Annotated in this window: 17 protein-coding genes and 1 pseudogene; 5 read left to right on the forward strand and 13 right to left on the reverse strand. The window is 71.6% G+C overall.

The window, feature by feature from the left end; translation table 11 throughout:
• Positions 1-178: 178 nt before the first annotated feature.
• Genes hisF through hisD form a run of 8 tightly spaced genes read right to left on the reverse strand, consistent with a single transcriptional unit; the run spans position 179 to position 5,923 of the window.
• A complete protein-coding gene (gene hisF / locus D6270_RS07325) occupies positions 179-934 on the reverse strand; it encodes an imidazole glycerol phosphate synthase subunit HisF (RefSeq protein WP_109166176.1) in 756 nt (251 codons plus the stop codon).
• On the reverse strand, positions 931-1,344 hold the full coding sequence (locus D6270_RS07330) for a RidA family protein (RefSeq protein WP_109166175.1): 414 nt from the start codon (positions 1,342-1,344) through the stop codon (positions 931-933). Before D6270_RS07330 ends, hisF begins: the two co-directional genes overlap by 4 nt.
• The gene (priA, locus tag D6270_RS07335) at positions 1,341-2,066 is read right to left on the reverse strand and encodes a bifunctional 1-(5-phosphoribosyl)-5-((5-phosphoribosylamino)methylideneamino)imidazole-4-carboxamide isomerase/phosphoribosylanthranilate isomerase PriA (protein WP_109166174.1); all 726 of its coding nucleotides are present in this window, start codon (positions 2,064-2,066) and stop codon (positions 1,341-1,343) included. Before priA ends, D6270_RS07330 begins: the two co-directional genes overlap by 4 nt.
• Complete coding sequence (gene hisH, locus D6270_RS07340; RefSeq protein ID WP_109166173.1) at positions 2,066-2,707, reverse strand: imidazole glycerol phosphate synthase subunit HisH; 642 nt, start codon at positions 2,705-2,707, stop codon at positions 2,066-2,068. The genes priA and hisH overlap by 1 nt, the downstream gene beginning before the upstream one ends.
• A gap of 10 nt (positions 2,708-2,717) precedes the next feature.
• Positions 2,718-2,885, reverse strand: a complete 168-nt coding sequence (locus D6270_RS32850) for a CG2302 family histidine operon protein (protein WP_003969742.1) — start codon at positions 2,883-2,885, stop codon at positions 2,718-2,720.
• Positions 2,882-3,478: an imidazoleglycerol-phosphate dehydratase HisB gene (gene hisB / locus D6270_RS07345; protein ID WP_109166172.1), complete on the reverse strand. Its 597-nt coding sequence runs from the start codon at positions 3,476-3,478 to the stop codon at positions 2,882-2,884. Before hisB ends, D6270_RS32850 begins: the two co-directional genes overlap by 4 nt.
• Positions 3,475-4,557 (reverse strand): histidinol-phosphate transaminase, encoded by a 1,083-nt coding sequence (locus tag D6270_RS07350; RefSeq protein WP_151414661.1) that lies wholly within the window; start codon positions 4,555-4,557, stop codon positions 3,475-3,477. Before D6270_RS07350 ends, hisB begins: the two co-directional genes overlap by 4 nt.
• Before the next feature lie 43 nt (positions 4,558-4,600).
• A complete protein-coding gene (gene hisD / locus D6270_RS07355; protein ID WP_109166170.1) occupies positions 4,601-5,923 on the reverse strand; it encodes a histidinol dehydrogenase in 1,323 nt (440 codons plus the stop codon).
• Between the two features lie 168 nt (positions 5,924-6,091).
• Between hisD and D6270_RS07360 the strand changes: the two genes are divergently transcribed.
• The 4 genes from D6270_RS07360 to ybaK all read left to right on the forward strand — a co-directional run bounded on the left by D6270_RS07360 (position 6,092) and on the right by ybaK (position 10,240).
• Entirely contained in the window at positions 6,092-7,693 is a 1,602-nt protein-coding gene (locus D6270_RS07360; protein WP_109166169.1) for an oxidoreductase, read from the forward strand.
• Between the two features lie 221 nt (positions 7,694-7,914).
• On the forward strand, positions 7,915-8,955 hold the full coding sequence (locus D6270_RS07365) for a hypothetical protein (RefSeq protein WP_109166168.1): 1,041 nt from the start codon (positions 7,915-7,917) through the stop codon (positions 8,953-8,955).
• Positions 8,956-8,960: 5 nt separating this feature from the next.
• Positions 8,961-9,725 (forward strand): LON peptidase substrate-binding domain-containing protein, encoded by a 765-nt coding sequence (locus D6270_RS07370; RefSeq protein WP_109166167.1) that lies wholly within the window; start codon positions 8,961-8,963, stop codon positions 9,723-9,725.
• 17 nt (positions 9,726-9,742) lie between these two features.
• Positions 9,743-10,240: a Cys-tRNA(Pro) deacylase gene (ybaK, locus tag D6270_RS07375; protein ID WP_109166166.1), complete on the forward strand. Its 498-nt coding sequence runs from the start codon at positions 9,743-9,745 to the stop codon at positions 10,238-10,240.
• A 163-nt stretch (positions 10,241-10,403) separates the two neighbouring features.
• Here ybaK and D6270_RS07380 read toward each other — a convergent pair.
• The 4 genes and pseudogenes from D6270_RS07380 to D6270_RS07395 all read right to left on the reverse strand — a co-directional run bounded on the left by D6270_RS07380 (position 10,404) and on the right by D6270_RS07395 (position 14,545).
• Positions 10,404-11,128: pseudogene (locus D6270_RS07380) on the reverse strand (ABC transporter permease).
• A 60-nt stretch (positions 11,129-11,188) separates the two neighbouring features.
• Positions 11,189-12,034 carry an ABC transporter permease gene (locus D6270_RS07385; protein ID WP_109166164.1) on the reverse strand — a complete coding sequence of 282 codons (846 nt, stop codon included), beginning with the start codon at positions 12,032-12,034 and terminating at the stop codon, positions 11,189-11,191.
• A gap of 115 nt (positions 12,035-12,149) precedes the next feature.
• Positions 12,150-13,133, reverse strand: coding sequence for an ABC transporter ATP-binding protein (locus tag D6270_RS07390; protein ID WP_109167554.1), 984 nt, complete (start codon positions 13,131-13,133; stop codon positions 12,150-12,152).
• Between the two features lie 140 nt (positions 13,134-13,273).
• On the reverse strand, positions 13,274-14,545 hold the full coding sequence (locus D6270_RS07395) for an NYN domain-containing protein (protein WP_204117147.1): 1,272 nt from the start codon (positions 14,543-14,545) through the stop codon (positions 13,274-13,276).
• A gap of 291 nt (positions 14,546-14,836) precedes the next feature.
• Here D6270_RS07395 and D6270_RS07400 point away from each other — a divergent pair, with 291 nt between their 5' ends.
• Positions 14,837-15,016, forward strand: a complete 180-nt coding sequence (locus tag D6270_RS07400; protein ID WP_109167553.1) for a hypothetical protein — start codon at positions 14,837-14,839, stop codon at positions 15,014-15,016.
• Positions 15,017-15,113: 97 nt separating this feature from the next.
• On the opposite strand, the gene dnaE is transcribed toward D6270_RS07400, so the two are convergent.
• Positions 15,114-18,650 (reverse strand): DNA polymerase III subunit alpha, encoded by a 3,537-nt coding sequence (gene dnaE, locus D6270_RS07405; protein WP_109166162.1) that lies wholly within the window; start codon positions 18,648-18,650, stop codon positions 15,114-15,116.
• Positions 18,651-18,675 lie beyond the last annotated feature (25 nt).

The raw sequence follows: 18,675 nt of genomic DNA on the forward strand, positions 1-18,675 counted from the left end.
GGGGGAACCACACCACGCGAGACCCACGAGCCCGTCGTCCGGGGCTGTCGGGGTGCACCGCGTGGCTGCCGTCGTCGTTCGTCGGCGATCGCCACTCTCACGGTGCTTCCCGTGGATACGCATCGGCGGTATCACCGGTCTTGGCGGACCGGTGATACCGCCTGCACTCCGTATGAACTCAGCGGACCGGGTGGCCCGCCTCCCGCAGCGCGTCCTTGACCTCGGAGATCCGCAGGTCGCCGAAGTGGAACACCGACGCGGCGAGCACCGCGTCCGCGCCCGCCTCGATGGCCGGGGCGAAGTCGGCGAGGCGGCCCGCGCCGCCGGAGGCGATGACGGGGACGGTGACGTGCTTCCGTACCGCCTCGATCATCTCCGTGTCGTACCCGTCCTTCGTGCCGTCCGCGTCCATCGAGTTGAGCAGGATCTCGCCCGCGCCCAGCCCGGCGGCGCGGTGGGCCCACTCGACGGCGTCGATGCCGGTGCCCTTGCGGCCGCCGTGGGTGGTGACCTCGAAGGTGCCGGACGGGGTACGGCGGGCGTCCACCGAGAGCACCAGGACCTGGCGGCCGAAGCGTTCGGCGATCTCGCGGATGAGGTCGGGGCGGGCGATCGCGGCGGTGTTGACGCCGACCTTGTCCGCTCCGGCGCGCAGCAGCTTGTCCACGTCGTCGGGGGTGCGGACGCCGCCGCCGACGGTGAGCGGGATGAAGACCTGCTCGGCGGTGCGGCGGACCACGTCGTACGTGGTCTCACGGTCACCGCTGGAGGCGGTGATGTCGAGGAAGGTCAGCTCGTCGGCGCCCTCGGCGTCGTACAGCTTGGCCATCTCGACGGGGTCGCCCGCATCCCGCAGGTTCTGGAAGTTGACGCCCTTGACGACCCGGCCGTTGTCGACGTCGAGGCAGGGGATGACCCGTACGGCGAGAGTCACCCGGCGCCTCCCCGATAGGCCTCGACCTCTACCTCGACGACCAGGCTCGGGTCGACGAACCCGGACACGATGATCATGGAGGCGGCGGGGCGTACGGCGTCGAACAGCTCCTTGTGGGCGCGGCCGACGTCGTCCACGTCCCGGGCGTGCGTGAGGTACATCCGGGTGCGGACGACGTCCTCACGGGTGAGCCCCACCTGCTCCAGCGCCGCGAACGCGACGTCGAAGGAGGTGATGGCCTGCTCGTACGGGGAGCCGGCGGCGATCTCGCCGTTGATCACCGAGGTGCAGCCGGCCACCAGGACGAGGCCGTTGGGGAGTTCGACCGCGCGCGAGTAGCCGAACTTCTCCTCCCAGGGGGCGCCGGTGGAGATCCGGCGCACGGAGGCCGAAGCGGTGGGCTCCGTCATGCGGCTACCGCCTTGAGCGCCTCTTCCAGCGTGAACTCCTTCGCGTACAGCGCCTTGCCGACGATCGCGCCCTCGACGCCTTCGGGGACGAGGAGGGAGATCGCGCGGAGGTCGGCGAGGGAGGAGACGCCGCCGGAGGCGACGACCGGGCGGTCGGTGACGGCGCAGACGTCGCGCAGGAGGCCCAGGTTGGGGCCCTGGAGGGTGCCGTCCTTGGCGATGTCGGTGACGACGTACCGCGCGCACCCTTCGGAGTCGAGGCGGGCGAGGGTCTCGTAGAGGTCGCCGCCGTCGCGGGTCCAGCCCCGGCCGCGCAGGGTGGTGCCCCGGACGTCGAGGCCGACGGCGATCTTGTCGCCGTGCTCGGCGATGACCTTGGCGACCCACTCCGGGGTCTCCAGGGCGGCGGTGCCGAGGTTGACGCGGCGGCAGCCGGTGGCGAGCGCGGCGGCGAGCGAGGCGTCGTCGCGGATGCCGCCGGAGAGCTCCACCTTGATGTCCATGGCCCCGGCGACCTCGGCGATCAGGTCCCGGTTGTCACCGGTGCCGAAGGCGGCGTCCAGGTCGACGAGGTGCAGCCACTCGGCACCGGCGCTCTGCCAGGCGAGGGCGGCCTCCAGCGGGGAGCCGTAGGAGGTCTCGGAGCCGGACTCGCCGTGCACGAGGCGGACGGCCTGGCCGTCGCGGACATCGACGGCGGGGAGCAGTTCAAGCTTCGGCATTACAGCGTCTCGATCCAGTTGGTCAGCAGCTGGGCGCCGGCATCGCCGGACTTCTCGGGGTGGAACTGGGTGGCCCACAGCGCGCCGTTCTCCACGGCGGCCACGAACCGTTCGCCGTGCGTGGCCCAGGTGACCTTGGGGGCACGGATCTTGGCGTTGGTGACTTCGAGGGACCAGTCGTGCGCCGCGTAGGAGTGCACGAAGTAGAAGCGGGCCTCGGGGTCCAGGCCCGCGAAGAGCCGGGAGTCCTCGGGGGCCTCCACGGTGTTCCACCCCATGTGCGGGACGACGTCGGCCTTCAGGGGTCCGACCGTACCGGGCCATTCGTCCAGGCCCTCGGTCTCCACGCCGTGCTCGATGCCGCGCTCGAACAGGATCTGCATCCCGACACAGATGCCCATCACAGGGCGGCCGCCGGCGAGCCTGCGGCCGACGATCCAGTCACCGCGGGCCCGCTTCAGCCCGTCCATGCAGGCGGAGAAGGCACCGACGCCGGGGACGAGCAGCCCGTCGGCGTTCATCGCGCGGTCGTAGTCGCGGGTGATCTCGACATCCGCGCCGACGTGGGCGAGGGCCCGCTCTGCGGAGCGGACGTTGCCGAAGCCGTAGTCGAAGACGACGACCTTCTTGGAGTCAGTCACAGCGTGCCCCTCAGTCCCACAGGCCCTGGATCCGCAGGATGCCCGCCACCAGGCACATCACGGAGCCGATCGACAGCAGCACGATGACGCCCTTGGGCATCCCCTGCTTGGCGAAGGAGTAGACGCCGCCGGCCAGGAAGAGGCCGACGACGATCAAAATGGTGTTGAGGCCGGTCACAGTGCGCCCTTCGTGGAGGGCAGGATGCCGGCGGCGCGCGGGTCGTGCTCGGAGGCGTACCGCAGGGCGCGGGCGAGCGCCTTGAACTGGCACTCCACGATGTGGTGGGCGTTGCGCCCGTACGGCACGTGGACGTGGAGGGCGATCTGCGCCTGGGCGACGAAGGACTCCAGGATGTGCCGGGTCATCGTCGTGTCGTACTCGCCGATCATCGGCGCCATCTTCTCGGGCTCGGTGTGCACGAGGTAGGGGCGGCCGGAGAGGTCGACGGTGACCTGGGCGAGCGACTCGTCCAGCGGGACGGTGCAGTTGCCGAAGCGGTAGATGCCGACCTTGTCGCCGAGGGCCTGCCTGAAGGCGGCGCCGAGCGCGAGCGCGGTGTCCTCGATGGTGTGGTGGCTGTCGATGTGCAGGTCGCCCTCGGTCTTGACCGTGAGGTCGAAGAGGCCGTGCCGGCCGAGCTGGTCCAGCATGTGGTCGTAGAAGCCGACCCCGGTGGCGACATCGACCTTTCCGGTGCCGTCGAGGTTGATCTCGACCAGCACGGACGTTTCCTTCGTGGTGCGTTCCACGCGGCCTACGCGGGGGCTCATGCGTCGTGCTCCTTCTTGAGTTCGCGTACCGCATCGAGGAACGCGTCGTTCTCTGCCGGGGTTCCCGCGGTGACCCGCAGCCATCCCGGTACGCCGTTGTCCCGGACCAGGACGCCCCGGTCGAGGATCTGCTGCCAGACGGCGTGGCTGTCGTCGAAGCGGCCGAACTGGACGAAGTTGGCGTCCGACTCGGTGACCTCGTAGCCGGTGGCGCGCAGCTCGGCCACCAGCCGGTCGCGCTCGCTCTTGAGCTGCGCGACGTACCCCAGCAGCGTATCGGTGTGCTCCAGGGCGGCGAGCGCGGTGGCCTGGGTGACGGAGGAGAGGTGGTACGGCAGCCGCACCAGCTGGACCGCGTCGACCACGGCGGGGTCGGCGGCGAGGTAGCCCAGGCGCAGCCCGGCCGCGCCGAACGCCTTGGACATGGTCCGCGAGACGATCAGGTGGCGGCGGCCCTCGATCAGCGGGAGCAGCGAGGGGTGGTGGCTGAACTCGCCGTACGCCTCGTCGACGACGACGATCGAGGGCCCGGCGGCCTGGGCGGCGTCGTAGAGGGCGAGGACGGTGTCGGCGTCCACGGCGGTGCCGGTGGGGTTGTTGGGCGAGGTGATGAAGACGACCTCGGGGCGGTGCTCGGCGATGGCGGCGCGGGCGGCCTCGACGTCGATGGTGAAGTCGTCGTTGCGCGGCCCGGAGATCCAGCCGGTGCCGGTGCCACGGGAGATCAGGGCGTGCATCGAGTACGAGGGTTCGAAGCCGATCGCCGTACGCCCGGGACCGCCGAAGGTCTGGAGCAGTTGCTGGAGGACCTCGTTGGAGCCGTTGGCCGCCCAGACGTCGGCCGCCGTCACCGGGTGCCCGGCGGTCCGGGTGAGGTAGCGGGCCAGCTCGGTGCGCAGCTCGACCGCGTCCCGGTCGGGGTAGCGGTTGAGGTCGCGGGCGGCCTCGCGGACCCGCTCCGCGATCCGGTCGACCAGGGCCTCGGGGAGCGGGTACGGGTTCTCGTTGGTGTTGAGGCGTACCGGGACGTCGAGTTGGGGGGCGCCGTACGGGGACTGGCCGCGCAGCTCGTCGCGGATGGGGAGCTCGTCCCAGGGGTTGCCGGGGTGGTGCTGTCGTACGTCACTGCTGCGGAACCTTCCAGCCGAACCGTGCCTTGAGGGCGGCGCCGTGGGCGGGGAGGTCCTCCGCCTCGGCGAGGGTCACGACATGGTGGGTGACCTCGGCGAGCGCGTCACGGGTGTAGTCCACGATGTGGATGCCGCGCAGGAAGGACTGCACGGAGAGGCCCGAGGAGTGGCAGGCGCAGCCGCCGGTGGGCAGGACGTGGTTGGAGCCGGCGCAGTAGTCGCCGAGCGAGACGGGGGCCCAGGGGCCGACGAAGATCGCTCCGGCGTTGCGGACCCGGTCGGCGACGGCGGCCGCGTCGGCGGTCTGGATCTCCAGGTGCTCGGCGCCGTACGCGTCGACGACCCTGAGGCCGTCCTCCACCGAGGAGACCAGGACGATCGCGGACTGGCGCCCGGCCAGCGCGGGTTCGATCCGGTCCTTGACGTGCTTGGTCGCGGCGACCTGGGGGGCCAGCTCCGCCTCGGTGGCGGCGGCCAGCTCCGCGGAGTCGGTGACCAGGACGGCGGCGGCCATCGGGTCGTGCTCGGCCTGGCTGATCAGGTCGGCGGCGACGTGCACCGGGTCGGCGGTGGCGTCGGCGAGGATCGCGATCTCGGTGGGCCCGGCCTCGGCGTCGATGCCGATGCGGCCCTTGAGGAGGCGCTTGGCGGCGGCGACGTAGATGTTGCCCGGGCCGGTGACCAGGTTGACCGGGAGGCAGTCCTCGGTGCCGTACGCGAACATCGCGACGGCCTGGGCGCCGCCCGCCGCGTACACCTCGTCCACCCCGAGCAGGGCGCAGGCGGCGAGGATCGTGGGGTGCGGGAGGCCGTCGAAGTCCTTCTGCGGCGGGGAGGCGACGGCGATGCCCTCGACGCCCGCCTCCTGGGCCGGGACGACGTTCATCACGACGGAGGAGGGGTAGACCGAGCGTCCGCCGGGGACGTAGAGCCCCACGCGTTCGACCGGGACCCACTTCTCGGTGACGGTGCCGCCGGGGACGACCTGGGTGGTGTGCGTGGTGCGGCGCTGCTCGCGGTGGACCAGGCGGGCGCGGCGGATCGACTCCTCCAGCGCGGCGCGGACGGCGGGGTCCAGCTCGTCCAGCGCCCGGGTCAGCGCCTCGGCCGGCACCCGGACCGATGAGATCCGGACACCGTCGAACTTCTCCCCCCACTCGATCACTGCCGCCGAGCCACGATGGCGCACGTCCTCGCAGATGGGCCGCACCGTCTCCAGGGCGGCTTCCACGTCGAACTCGGCACGGGGCAGCAGGTCGCGCAGGGCAGCACCCTCGGGGAGGGTGTCGCCGCGCAGATCGATTCGAGAGATCACTCCGCAATTCTCGCAGACCGCTCAGGAGCGCCGGTCGCCCGTATCACTGGCTGATACATGTCTCGGCCAACTCGGGCCGCACCCGTTGTCACTGCTGACCGATAGCTTTCACACCGTCACACAGAGGGAAGAACAGCACTACAGCATGTGCGCACGGAGGGAGCGGCCGTGACCGAGCCGCACGAAGGCGATATCCCGGACGGACTCAGCGCGGCGGAGCTGGGCATGTGGCAGTCCTTCCGGAACGGGACGACCTATGACTTACGTACGTACGACTCCGCCCGCAACGATCCGTTCGGCCCGCACTCCTGGGGGCCCGAGCGGAGTGTGGGCGCGCGGACGGTGGCGCGGCTGCTGCTGAGCGGGCCGCCCGCGCGGCCGGGGCGGGTGCCGGCGCTCAAGCTCCGGGGGGTGCGGATCACCGGGAAGCTGGATCTGGCGGGCGGCCGGGTCGCGCCGTACGTGGAGCTGACGGGGTGCCGCTTCGAGCAGGAGGTGGTGCTGCCGGAGTGCCACTTCACGACGTTGCGGATGGTGGGCTGTCTGCTGCCCCGGCTGGAGGCGGCCCGGCTGCACACGGAGGGCGATCTGCATCTGCCGCGCTGCCGGATCGACCGGGGCATCCGGCTCACCGACGCCCAGATCGGCACGGACCTGCTGATCAACCAGCTCAGCGTGGGACCTGACCGGCACGGGCGGGCCTTCGTCGGGGACGGGATGTCGGTCGCCCAGGACCTTCAGGCCGAGATGATCGAGACGCACGGGGAGCTGAGCCTGCGCGGGGCGAAGGTGGGCGGCTCGCTGAGTCTGCGCGGCAGCCACCTGCGGGCGGCGGAGGACCGGCGCGCGCTGAACGCGCCGCAGCTGACGGTGGAGCGGACGCTCTACATGACCGAGGCGTGGGTGAGCGTCGACACCGGGAACCAGGGCACGACTCCCCCGTACGGCGTGGTCTACGCCCCGACCCCGGCGCGCGGGACCCGGTCGCAGATCTTCGAGTGCAAGGGCGGGGTGCGGCTGGACGACGGGCGGTTCGGGGACGCGGTGGACCTGCACAAGGCCCGGTTCTCGATGACCCGGCAGGAGGAGCTGTCGCTGCGCAGGATCGTCACGCCGGAGCTGCGGTTCAACGCGGAGCGGCCGGAGGAGGGCCGGGTCGTGCTGAACGGGGCGAAGGTGGTGACACTGATCGACCTCTCCACCAGCTGGCCGGGGCCCGGCGGCCTGGCGATGGGCGGTTTCGTCTACGAGAACCTCGTTCCCTACGGCCATTTCCCGCTCTCACGGCGGCTGGAGTGGGTGCTGGCGGCGACCCCGGAGTACGTCCCCGAGCCGTACGAGCGGCTCGCGGCGGTGCTGCGCGGCAGCGGGGAGGACTCCGACGCGCGGGAGGTGCTGCTGGCCAAGCAGCGGCGCCGCCGCGAGACGCTGCCGCCCGCCGCGAAGGCCTGGGGGTTCCTCCAGGACTGGACGGTGGCGTACGGGTACCGGCCCGGGCGGGCGGCGGTGTGGATGGCGGTGCTGTGGGCGGCGGGCACGGCGGCCTTCTCGCAGTACGACCCGGCGTCGATCAAGGACGACGAGTCGCCGATGTGGAATCCGGCGCTCTACGCGCTGGACCTCCTCATCCCGGTGATCAACCTCGGCCAGGACGGTTACTGGCGGATGGAGGGCGGCTGGCAGTGGGCCGCGGCCGCCCTGGTGCTCGTGGGGTGGATATTGGCCACGACGGTGGCCGCCGGCGCCTCTCGGCTGCTGCGCAGGGGCTGACCGAAAGGGCAGCTCGAAGTGGGTGGAGGAGGCCGGGACCGGCGGATCCGAGGGATGGACGGGGCCGCTGCGGCGCCGGTGACGAGGTGCCCCGATGGTCATGTTCAAGCCATCCCCGGACATTTCCTTTGCCCTTTCTTGACCCGACCCGATACAACCCATCCACTCGGCACAGAAGCTTCACAGCGCACCCCTGGCGCGGCCCTCACCAGCGCTTTTCAATGGTCTGCACCATGGCCTTCCTTCGCGCTCTGCTCAGTACCGCGCGCATGATCCGGCACAGCCCTCCGCTGTCCGCCGGACTGCCCGCGGATGACGCCGTGCTGCTCGACGCCCCCGACGAGCGGCTCTCCCCGGCGCTGGTGGCCGCTGCCCTCGGCGACCCCGAACCGGCCGCCGGACTCCTGTCCACCACCCGCGAAGCCGCCGACTGGGAGAACCGGGACCGCTACCTCGGCCGGCTCGTCACCTTCGCCCGGCACCGGGACGGCTGGCTCGCCGACTGGCTGGCCGCCGCCCCGCGCGACCCCGACGCCCTGCTGGTCAAGGCGGAGCTGGCGGTCCGCCGGGCCTGGGAGTCGCCCGCCCGCGCGGAACGGCTCCACGAGGTCGGCCCGCTGATCACCGCCGCCGCCGAGGCCGACCCGCGCGACCCGGTGCCCTGGCGGCTCGCCCTGGACCACGCGCGGGGCACCCACGCCACGCACACCGCTTTCGAGTCGCTGTGGGAACAGGCCATACGGCGCTCCGCGCACCACTACGGCTGCCATGTGGCGGCGCTGCGCTACCTCTCGGCCGCCTGGTACGGCTCGCACCGCGAGTGCTTCGACTTCGCCGAGCGGGCGGCCGAGGACGCCGCACCCCACTCGCTGGTGCAGGCCCTGCCGGTCCGGGCGGCCTTCGCGCTGCTCCTGGACCCGCAGGCGGTGGGCCGCGCCACCTCCGTACTGGAGGAGCGGATCGACGCGGCGGCCGACGCAGCGATCCGGCTGTCGGCCGCCTACCGGCCCGGCGACCCGTGGCCCGCCGAGGTCCGGAACCTCCTCGTGTACGTGCTCCTCGCCCGTGGGCGCTGGGCCGAGGCGCTGGAGCAGTTCACGCTGATCGGGCAGCACGCGACCTCGTTCCCGTGGTCCTCGGTCTCCGACGACGCGCTGGGCCGATTCCTCGACGCACGGGACGGCGCACGGCTCCAGGTGGCCTCCGTGACCCCCTTGCGCAACCGGGCCGACCGCGGACGTCCGCGCGGCCATTACGCTTGAGCGTTGTGACCACCGCCCGCCTCCCCCTTTTCCCGCTCAACACGGTGCTGTTCCCCGGCCTCGTGCTGCCGCTCAACGTCTTCGAGGAGCGCTACCGCGCCATGATGCGGGAGCTGCTGAAGAGCGACGAGGACGAACCTCGCCGTTTCGTCGTGGTCGCCATCCGCGACGGCCGCGAGACCGCGGTGACCGGCACCGGGATGCCGGACCCCGTCGCCTCCGCGCCCCCCGCCGAGCGCGCCCCCGCCGAGGGCTTCGGCCCCGACCCCATCCAGACCTTCCACCGGGTGGGCTGCATCGCCGACGCGGCGACCATCCGTGAGCGCCCCGACGGCAGCTACGAGGTCCTGGCCACCGGCACCACCCGGGTCAGGCTGCTCTCGATCGACGCGAGCGGCCCGTATCTGAGCGCCGAGGTCGAGGAGGTCACCGAGGAGCCGCCCGGCGAGGACGAGGCCGACGAGGCCGGAGCCCTCGCCGAGGGCGTCCTGCGGGCGTTCCGCTCGTACCAGAAGCGCCTGGCCGGGGCGACCGAACGCTCCCTCGCCACCGGCGCCGAGCTCCCCGACGACCCCTCCGTCGTCTCCTACCTGGTCGCCGCGGCAACCGTCCTGGACATCCCCACCAAACAGGGCCTCCTCCAGGCCCCGGACACCGCGACCCGCCTGCGTGAGGAGCTGACGCTGCTGCGCCGGGAGACGGCGGTCATCCGCCACCTCCCCTCGCTCCCCGCGTCCGACCTGACCCGCGCCCCGACACACCCCAACTGACCGAGGACTCCGCACCGGTGGCGAAGAAGCCGAAGAAGCAGTCGGGCGGCACCCCCGCCACGGTCGCCCTGACCCGGGCGGGCACCGCCTTCACGGTCCACGCCTACGACCACGACCCGGCCTCCCCCTCCTACGGCGAGGAGGCCGCGGAGGCCCTGGGCGTCTCCCCCGGCCGGGTCTTCAAGACCCTGGTGGCCGACGTCGACGGCGAACTGACGGTCGCGGTCGTCCCGGTGGCCGGCTCCCTGGACCTCAAGGCCCTGGCCGCGGCGGTCGGCGGCAAACGCGCCACGATGGCGGACCCGGTGGCGGCGGAACGCACCACGGGCTACGTCCGCGGCGGCATCTCCCCCCTGGGCCAGCGCAAACGCCTCCGCACGGTGCTGGACGCGTCGGCCCGCACCCACCCCACGATCTGCGTCTCGGCGGGGCGCCGGGGCCTGGAGGTGGAGCTGGCGGCGGAGGATCTGGCGGGGTTGACGGGGGCGGTGTTCGCGGAGATCGGCCGCGCCTAGGGCCTCTCGTTCGGATCAGGCCGGGCTCATCGCAGCCCGTCCGGGCCGGCCGTCCCAGCCCGTCCGGCGCTTGAGGACAGAGCGGTGCCCGGGGCAGCGCCCCGGTTCCGGCAAGGGGCGGGTCGGGGAACAGCCCACCGCGGGCACCCCGCCCGCACCGCCGCTACGACGCCCTCGAATCCCCACCCGGCGCCGGAGGCACAGGCGGCCCACCGGCCCCCTCCACCCCCGGCCCCCCGTAGGACGAGCCCCATCCCGCCCACTCCGGCTCCGGCTCCCGAGGCCCGAACGCCGCAGTCAGCAGCAGATGCAGCGCCAGCGCCACGAACGGCCACACCAGCACCGCCACCGCCACCGCGTGCAGCTCCAGCGGCGCGTCGAAGACGACTCCCTTACCGACCTCCCGCGCCCGGGCCACCACGTCGGAGGACGGCCCCAGCCAGACCCCGACCCGCCAGGCCAGCAGCGAGCCGAGCACCCCGCCCAGCGCCAGACCCACCACGACGAAGACACCGCCCCGCCGCAGCCGCCAGAAGACGGCCGCCGCCGAGAGCACCCCGAACCCGGCCGCCAGCAGGACAAACGTTCCGTCCGCCCCGATCGCCTCCTCGCCCTCACTGTTCTGCAGGAAGACGGCGCTGCCGTCGGAGACCAGAGGGATCCGGGGGCCAGCCACAGCCACAGCAGCCCGAGCGCGATCCCGGCGAGCGCCACGGCCACGACGACCAGCCCGGACTGACGGAGCTCCGTCGCCGTGTCCGGGTCGTCGGGCGAGCCGGAGGCGGGCGCGAGGTGGGAGCCCGAGGGCGGGGACTGCCACGGATCGTGGGGGTTCGGCTGGTGAGGCGGCGTCAGAGGTGCGGTCACCGTGCCATCGTGCCAGGCCACCCTGTGCGGCGCCTCACCGGATACCGCACCCGTGCGTACGGGACACACCGGTGGCCCCGCCTACCGTACGGCCGCCCGCCGGTACGCCCACGTGGCCACCGCCAGCGACAGCACCCCCACCACCGCGCAGACGGCGAGGAAGAGGCCGATCATGCCCCAGTCGGGAGAGGCGTCGAAGGAACGGGCCAGCGCCTCCACCCCGTACGTCGAGGGCAGCAGGTCACGCGCCCACCCCACCGGCCCCGGCAGCCGGTCGGCCGGCAGCACCCCGAGCAGCAGGGCGGCGGACATGCCCAGCTGCCCCAGCAGGGTGGCCAGCTCCTGGCGCGGGGCGAGCAGCCCGAGGGCCGCCCCGAGACCGGCCAGTGCGGCGCCGGAGAGCGGGATGACGGCGACCAGGACCCACAGATGGGTCATCGGGAGCTGGAACAGCACGCTCCCGGTGATCGCCGTGAAGACCGTGCCGGGCACGGTGAACGAGGCGTACGCGGCCGCCGCCCCCAGCACCACGGCGGCGGGCGGCACCGGCAGGGTGGCGTAGTGGTCGAGTCCGCCGCCGGCCCGCAGCTGGCCGAAGTACTGGGCGAGCAGGTTGAGCGCGACGAACGCCACCACCAGCACGCTGGAGCCGGCGACCACCGCACGCGCCTCGGACCCGCCGTCGACGACACCGCGCATCAGGACCATGATCCCGACGGACTGGAAGGTCGCCACGAAGAGCAGCGGGATCCGGGCGACCCGTGCCCGGGAGAGCTGGGCGCGGTAGACGGCGGCCAGCGAGGGCAGCAGCCGGGCGCGCGGCGCGAGAGGCGCGGGCACGGTCCGCGCGGCGGAGCCGGGACCGGAGGGGCGGGGCAGGGGCCGGGGCCGCGACGGAGCGGTCCGGGCCGGAATGATGCTCGTCACCTGAGGCCGCTCCCCTTACACCCGTCCGGCGCATGCACCGCGCCCACCATCACGTACCGCATGACGCACCGCGCCCGCGCACCGTTCAGCACCCGCGCCCCGCGTCCCCGGATCCTCACGCCTTCACCAGCCCCTTGCTCGCATTGGCCGCGTCTCCCCCGAGCGCCAGGTACACATCTTCCAGGCTGGGTGTGGCCAGGGTGAAATCGTCGAGTGCGGCGAAGGCCGCGCCGCCCGTCACCGCGGCGACCGCGGCCCGCGCCTCGTCGGGGCTGAGCCGCAGCACCCAGCGGCGCCCGGACTCCTGGGCGGACGGGCGCAGCGCCGCGACCTCCGGGACGTCCAGCGGGGCCCGCTCACGCCACATCAGCTCGACGCGGACCTCGCCGGCGACCTTCTCCTTGAGCCCGGAGGGGGTGTCGCAGGCGATGACCCGGCCGCGCTCCAGGACGGCGACCCGGTCGAGGACGGTCTCGGCCTCGATGACGTTGTGGGTGACCAGCAGGACGGTGGCGCCGCGCTCGGCCCGGCGGCGGTCGACGGCGGCCCAGACGGCCCGCCGGGCCACCGGGTCCATGCCGGTCGTCGGCTCGTCCAGGACCAGCACGGGCCGGTCCCCGACGAGCGTGGCGGCGAAGCAGGCGAGCCTGCGCTGACCGCCGGAGAGCTTCTTCAGCGGCCGCCCGGCGAGCTCGGTGAGGCCGAGCTCCTCCAGTACGGCGTCGCGTTCGGCGCGGGCCTCGCGGAGGTGGAGGCCGCGCAGCCGTCCGGTGGTCTCGGCGGCCAGGGAGACGGTCAGCTCGTCGAGGGCGGTGGACTCCTGCCCGAGGTAGCCGATCAGCCGGGAGGCCCGCTCGGGGTGGCGTACGAGGTCGTGGCCGAGGACCTCGACGGAGCCGGAGTCGGGGCGCATCAGCCCGGTGAGCTGGCGGACCAGGGTGGACTTTCCGGCGCCGTTGGGGCCGAGCAGTCCGAAGATCTCGCCGCGTTCGACATCGAGGCTGATCCCGTCGGTGGCGCGCACCTCGGGCGTGGCGGGCGCGCCGCGGCGGCCCCGGACGGCGGGATAGGTCTTGACGAGGTCACGCACCGCGCACACGGTGCCGGTGTCGCTCTGCGCCTGTGCTGTGCCCGTACTCACGAGGTACGAGGGTACGGGGTCACACGCCCCGGTTTGCGCTCGGGGCCACCCCGCGTCGCGCAGCCCCCGGACGGGCTGCTCACGCCCTCCGTACGCCCCTACTCCCCGGCGGGCACGTGCTCCGCCGCCGCGCGCACGTCGATCTCGCGCCAGAACCCGGCCCGGATCGCATAGCGGTCGTGCTCGTCGATCTGGTCGTCCTTGTGGGCGAGGAGGCCGAAGCGGGCCGCGTACCGCAGGAGTTCGCCGTCGATGCGGTGCGGGATGCGCGGGTACATGGTGGAGAGCTTCTGCAGGTGGACGGTCTCCGGGAGGCGCTCCATCCAGCGGCGGGCGAAGACCTGGCCGACCTCGAAGGGGTCGCCGCCGACGGTGGTGATGTCCTCCTCGCGGTCGGCCCAGCGCTGTTCGGCGCTGGTGAGCTGGGCGAGGGTCGGCAGGGAGGCGGTCTCGGCCGGTTCGCCCAGGGGGCCGGAGCGCTCCACCCAGCCCTTGTCGGAGGACCAGCGCAGGGTGGCGTTGGCCGGAGCCGCGTTCTGGGCGGCCGTCCGGTCGGGGTGGGTGGCGTGGGCGCGGAGGGCGGCGAGGTCCTTGGGGGTGGGGACGGTCCTGTGGCCGGCGGCGGGCGCGGGCTCGGCGGGGCCGGGCTCGGGGGGTTCGGCGGGCCCGTTGCGGGCGGCGGCCCGGGCTGCCTGCGCCGCCTCGGAGGCCCGCTCGGCGGAGGCGGCGAGGGCGGCCTCGGGCAGCGGTGCGGAGAGGATGGCGGCGATCTCGGGCCGCGGGGCGGGCGGCGGGGCGCAGGCGCCGCCGGTGTCCTTGGCGCGGACGGCCTTGGTGATCCAGGCCCGGTCGAGGACGCGGCGTTCGTCCGCCTCGGCGACGAGGTCCTCGGACTGGTTGTAGTCGCCGTCGGCGGCCTGCACGGCCCACAGGTGGACGGCGACCCCGTGCTCCTTGGCGGACATCAGGCCGGGCAGCAGATCGCCGTCGCCGGTCACCAGGACCACGTCCGAGCAGGCCCGGTTCCTGGCCAGTTCGGTGAGCTCGGCGTGCATGGCGGCGTCCACGCCCTTCTGCGCCCAGCGTCCGTCGCTGCGGGTCAGGGCTCCCAGCCGTACGGTCACGCGGGGCATCACGCGGAGTCTGCGGTGCTCGGGCTGGGGCACCCGGTCGGGGGCGCCGTCGAACCAGTAGATCCGCAGCAGCGGCTGCTGCGTATCGGCCTCGGCGCGCTCGCGCAGCCCCTGGATCAGGGCCGCGTGGTCGACGGTGATGCGGGAACGGGCGGGCTCTCCGGCCAGCAGACTCGCGGCTGCGCCCAGCAAGTAGCCGGCGTCCACCAGGACGACGCAACGGTCCACGCGTTCCACCCTCTTCCAGGAGTTCGGGAACGGTTCAGCGGCCCGCCCCTCGATGACCGGGTCCGCTTACCCAGGGTTTCTTTCGAGTCTGCCCGACCGCACAGGGGTTAACGGCCGGAACTCGATCATCGGCGTGGCGAATCGGGAAAGGGCTGGAAAAGGTCTGGGGATCAAGGCCGGAACGGCCCTCTCTGCGGATACCGCTACGCACGGTAATGATCCAACATGCACGGTTTGCGGCGCTATGTGAGTCTGACGATGGTCCTGGCCCCCCAGGATTCCCCACAGGAGGCATTCACCATGGCCAAGAACAAGAACCGCAAGCAGGGCAGCCAGCACGATCGCGCGTCCGCGTCGGAGCGTAGCGCCGAGCAGGCCAAGTCGACGGTGTTCGAGTCGCAGGGCCAGTCGCAGTCGCAGTCCCAGGGCAGCCCGTCCGACGTGGCGCGCAAGCACCAGCGGCGCTTCGGTCACAACTGACGCGTCGGCCGCTCGCGGTCATGCACGAGAGGGGCGTCCCGCACGGTGCGGGACGCCCCTCTCGTCCTCGTACGCCCTTCGGAAGACCCCGCGCCGCTCAGCCGGCCAGGCAGGCCGGGCCGAGCAGCACCTTCAGATCGCCGAAGAGGGCCGAATCGGCCTTGACCCGGTGGCGGTCCAGGCGCAGGACGGTGGTCGTGCGGGGGCCCTGGAGCTTGATGCGCACCTCGGTGTCGCCCCGGTGGTGGCTGAGCACCTCGCCGAGCCGGGTGACCATCGGCGGGGTGATCTTCACGGTCGGGATGGTGAGGACGACGGGCGCGTTGGTCCCGGCGTTGGAGATGTCGGGGACCTGCATCTCCATGGCGACCAGCCGGGGTACGTCCTCGCGCTTGTCGAGACGGCCCTTGACGAAGACGACGGTGTCCTCGACGAGCTGGGTGGAGACCAGCTGGTAGGTGGCGGGGAAGAACATGCACTCGATGGAGCCGGCCAGGTCCTCCACGGTGGCGATGGCCCAGGCGTTGCCCTGCTTGGTCATCTTGCGCTGGAGGCCGGAGATGATGCCGCCGACGGTGACGATCGCACCGTCCCCGTAATCCCCGCCCATGAGCTGGGAGATCGAGGAGTCGGCCTTGTCGGACAGCACGTGCTCCAGGCCGAACAGCGGGTGGTCGGAGACGTACAGGCCGAGCATCTCCCGCTCCTGGGCGAGCAGGTAGGCCTTCTCCCACTCGATGTCGGAGAACTCCACGTCGAGGCCGAAGCCCGGCTCGCCGCTCTCCTCCTCGCCGCCGCCGAACAGGTCGAACTGCCCCTCGGCCTCCTTGCGCTTGACCTGCACCACGTTGTCGATCATCGGCTCGTGGTGGGCGACGAGCCCCTTGCGGGTGTGGCCCATCTCGTCGAAGGCGCCGGCCTTGATCAGCGATTCGACGGTGCGCTTGTTGCAGACGACCGCCTCGACCTTGTCCAGGAAGTCGGGGAAGGTGCTGTACTTCCCCTTCGCCTTGCGGGACCGGATGATCGAGTCCACGACGTTCTGGCCGACGTTGCGGATGGCGGTCAGCCCGAAGAGGATCACGTCGTCGCCCTGGGCGGCGAAGTTGGACAGCGACTCGTTGACGTTCGGCGGGAGCACCTTGATCCGCATGCGGCGGCACTCGTTGAGGTAGACCGCGGACTTGTCCTTGTCGTCCTTGACCGAGGTCAGCAGGGCGGCCATGTACTCGGCGGGATAGTTCGCCTTCAGGTAGGCGGTCCAGTAGGTGACCAGGCCGTACGCCGAGGAGTGCGCCTTGTTGAACGCGTACCCGGCGAACGGCACCAGGACGTCCCACAGCGCCTTGATCGCCGCGTCGGAGAAGCCCTTCTCCTTGGCGCCCTTCTCGAAGAGGACGAAGTTCTTCGCCAGCTCCTCGGGCTTCTTCTTGCCCATCACGCGTCGCAGGATGTCGGCCTCGCCGAGCGAGTACCCGGCGACGATCTGGGCTGCCTTCTGGACCTGCTCCTGGTAGACGATCAGACCGTAGGTGAGGCCGAGGACCTCCTTGAGAGGCTCCTCCAGCTCCGGGTGGATCGGGGTGATCTCCTGGCGGCCGTTCTTGCGCTCCGCGTAGTTCGTGTGCGAGTTCATGCCCATCGGGCCCGGCCGGTAGAGGGCCGAGACGGCGGAGATGTCCTCGAAGTTGTCGGGCTGCATCTGGCGGAGCAGGGAGCGCATCGGCCCGCCGTCGAACTGGAAGACGCCGAGCGTGTCACCGCGGCAGAGCAGTTCGTACGTCTTGGGGTCGTCCAGCGGCAGTGAGAGCATCTCCAGATCGATGCCCTTGTTGGACTTCACCATCTTGATGGCGTCGTCCATGATCGTCAGGTTGCGCAGGCCCAGGAAGTCCATCTTCAGCAGCCCGAGCGACTCGCACTGCGGGTAGTCCCACTGCGTGATGGTGACGCCGTCGGTGTGCCGGACCCAGACCGGTGCGTGGTCGACGATCGGCTCGCTGGACATGATGACGCCGGCGGCGTGCACGCCCATCTGCCGGACCAGTCCCTCGACGCCCTTCGCGGTGTCGATGACCTTCTTGACGTCCGGTTCGTTCTCGTACATCCCCCGGATCTCGCCCGCCTCGCTGTAGCGCGGGTGCTTGGGGTCGGTGATGCCGTTGAGGTCGATGCCCTTGCCCAGGACGTCGGCGGGCATCGCCTTGGTGAGGCGGTCGCCCATCGCGTACGGGTAGCCCAGCACGCGGGCCGAGTCCTTGATGGCGTTCTTGGCCTTGATCTTGCCGTAGGTGCCGATCATGGCGACCTTGTCGGCGCCGTACTTCTCGGTGACGTACCGGATCACCTCGACGCGCCGACGCTCGTCGAAGTCGATGTCGACATCAGGCATGGAGACGCGCTCGGGGTTGAGGAACCGCTCGAAGATCAGCCCGTGCTCGATCGGGTCGAGGTCGGTGATGCCCATCGCGTACGCCACGATCGAACCGGCCGCCGAACCACGCCCCGGTCCCACCGCGATGCCGTTGTTCTTGGCCCACATGATGAAGTCGGCGACGACCAGGAAGTACCCCGGGAACCCCATCTGGATGATGATGTCCATCTCGTACTCGACCTGCTTCTGCCGGTCGTCGGGGACCCCGTTCGGGAACCGGCGGGCCATGCCGGTCCGGACCTCCTCCTGGAACCAGGTGATCTCCGTGAAGCCGTCCGGGATCTCGAACTTCGGCATGAGGTTCTTCGCCTCGAACATGCCGGTGGTGTCGATCTGCTGGGCGACCAGCAGGGTGTTGGCGCACCCCTGCTGCCAGGCGTCGGAGGAGTCGACGGCGTACATCTCGTCCGTCGTCTTCAGGTAGTAGCCGGTGCCGTCGAAGCGGAAGCGGTCCGGGTCGGAGAGGTTCTTGCCGGTCTGGATGCAGAGCAGGGCGTCGTGGGCGGTCGCCTCGTGGGCGTACGTGTAGTGGGAGTCGTTGGTGACCAGCGGCGGGATGTCCAGCTTCTTGCCGATCTCCAGCAGCCCGTCACGGACCCGGCGCTCGATCTCGATGCCGTGGTCCATCAGCTCCAGGAAGTACTTGTCCGCCCCGAAGATGTCCTTGTAGTCGGAGGCCGCCTGCACCGCCTCGTCGAACTGGCCGAGCCGCAGCCGGGTCTGCACCTCGCCGGAGGGGCAGCCGGTGGAGGCGATGAGCCCCTCGGACCACTGGGAGATGGTCTCCTTGTCCATCCGGGGCCACTTCTGGAGCCAGCCCTCGGCGTACGCGTCCGAGGAGAGCCGGAAGAGGTTGTGCAGCCCGGTCTTGTTGGACGCCCAGATCGTCTTGTGGGTGTACCCACCGGATCCGGACACATCGTCGCGCTTCTGGTGCGGCTGTCCCCACTGCACCTTCCGCTTGTGTTTGCGCGACTCCGGAGCGACGTACGCCTCGATGCCGATGATCGGCGTGACGTCCGCCTTCTTCGCCGAGTGGAAGAAGTCGTAGGCCCCGTGGAGGTTGCCGTGGTCGGTCATCGCGATGTGCGTCATGCCCATCTCGTTGGCCGCCTCGAACATGTCCTTGAGCCGCGCCGCACCGTCCAGCAGCGAGTACTGGGTGTGAACGTGCAGGTGCGTGAAGGGCGGCTTGGTCACGGCGTCGGGCCTCCGGGAAGTCGGG

It is taken from the genome of Streptomyces griseus subsp. griseus (assembly GCF_003610995.1).
GTDB lineage: Bacteria > Actinomycetota > Actinomycetes > Streptomycetales > Streptomycetaceae > Streptomyces.

What these genes read in the sequence shown, in the direction of transcription:
- D6270_RS07330 (WP_109166175.1), bottom strand. Translation starts at nt 1,344, where the DNA reads ATGACGGAGCCCACCGCTTCGGCCTCCGTGCGCCGGATCTCCACCGGC.
- priA (WP_109166174.1), bottom strand. Translation starts at nt 2,066, where the DNA reads ATGCCGAAGCTTGAACTGCTCCCCGCCGTCGATGTCCGCGACGGCCAG.
- hisB (WP_109166172.1), bottom strand. Translation starts at nt 3,478, where the DNA reads ATGAGCCCCCGCGTAGGCCGCGTGGAACGCACCACGAAGGAAACGTCC.
- D6270_RS07365 (WP_109166168.1), top strand. Translation starts at nt 7,915, where the DNA reads ATGGTCTGCACCATGGCCTTCCTTCGCGCTCTGCTCAGTACCGCGCGC.
- D6270_RS07400 (WP_109167553.1), top strand. Translation starts at nt 14,837, where the DNA reads ATGGCCAAGAACAAGAACCGCAAGCAGGGCAGCCAGCACGATCGCGCG.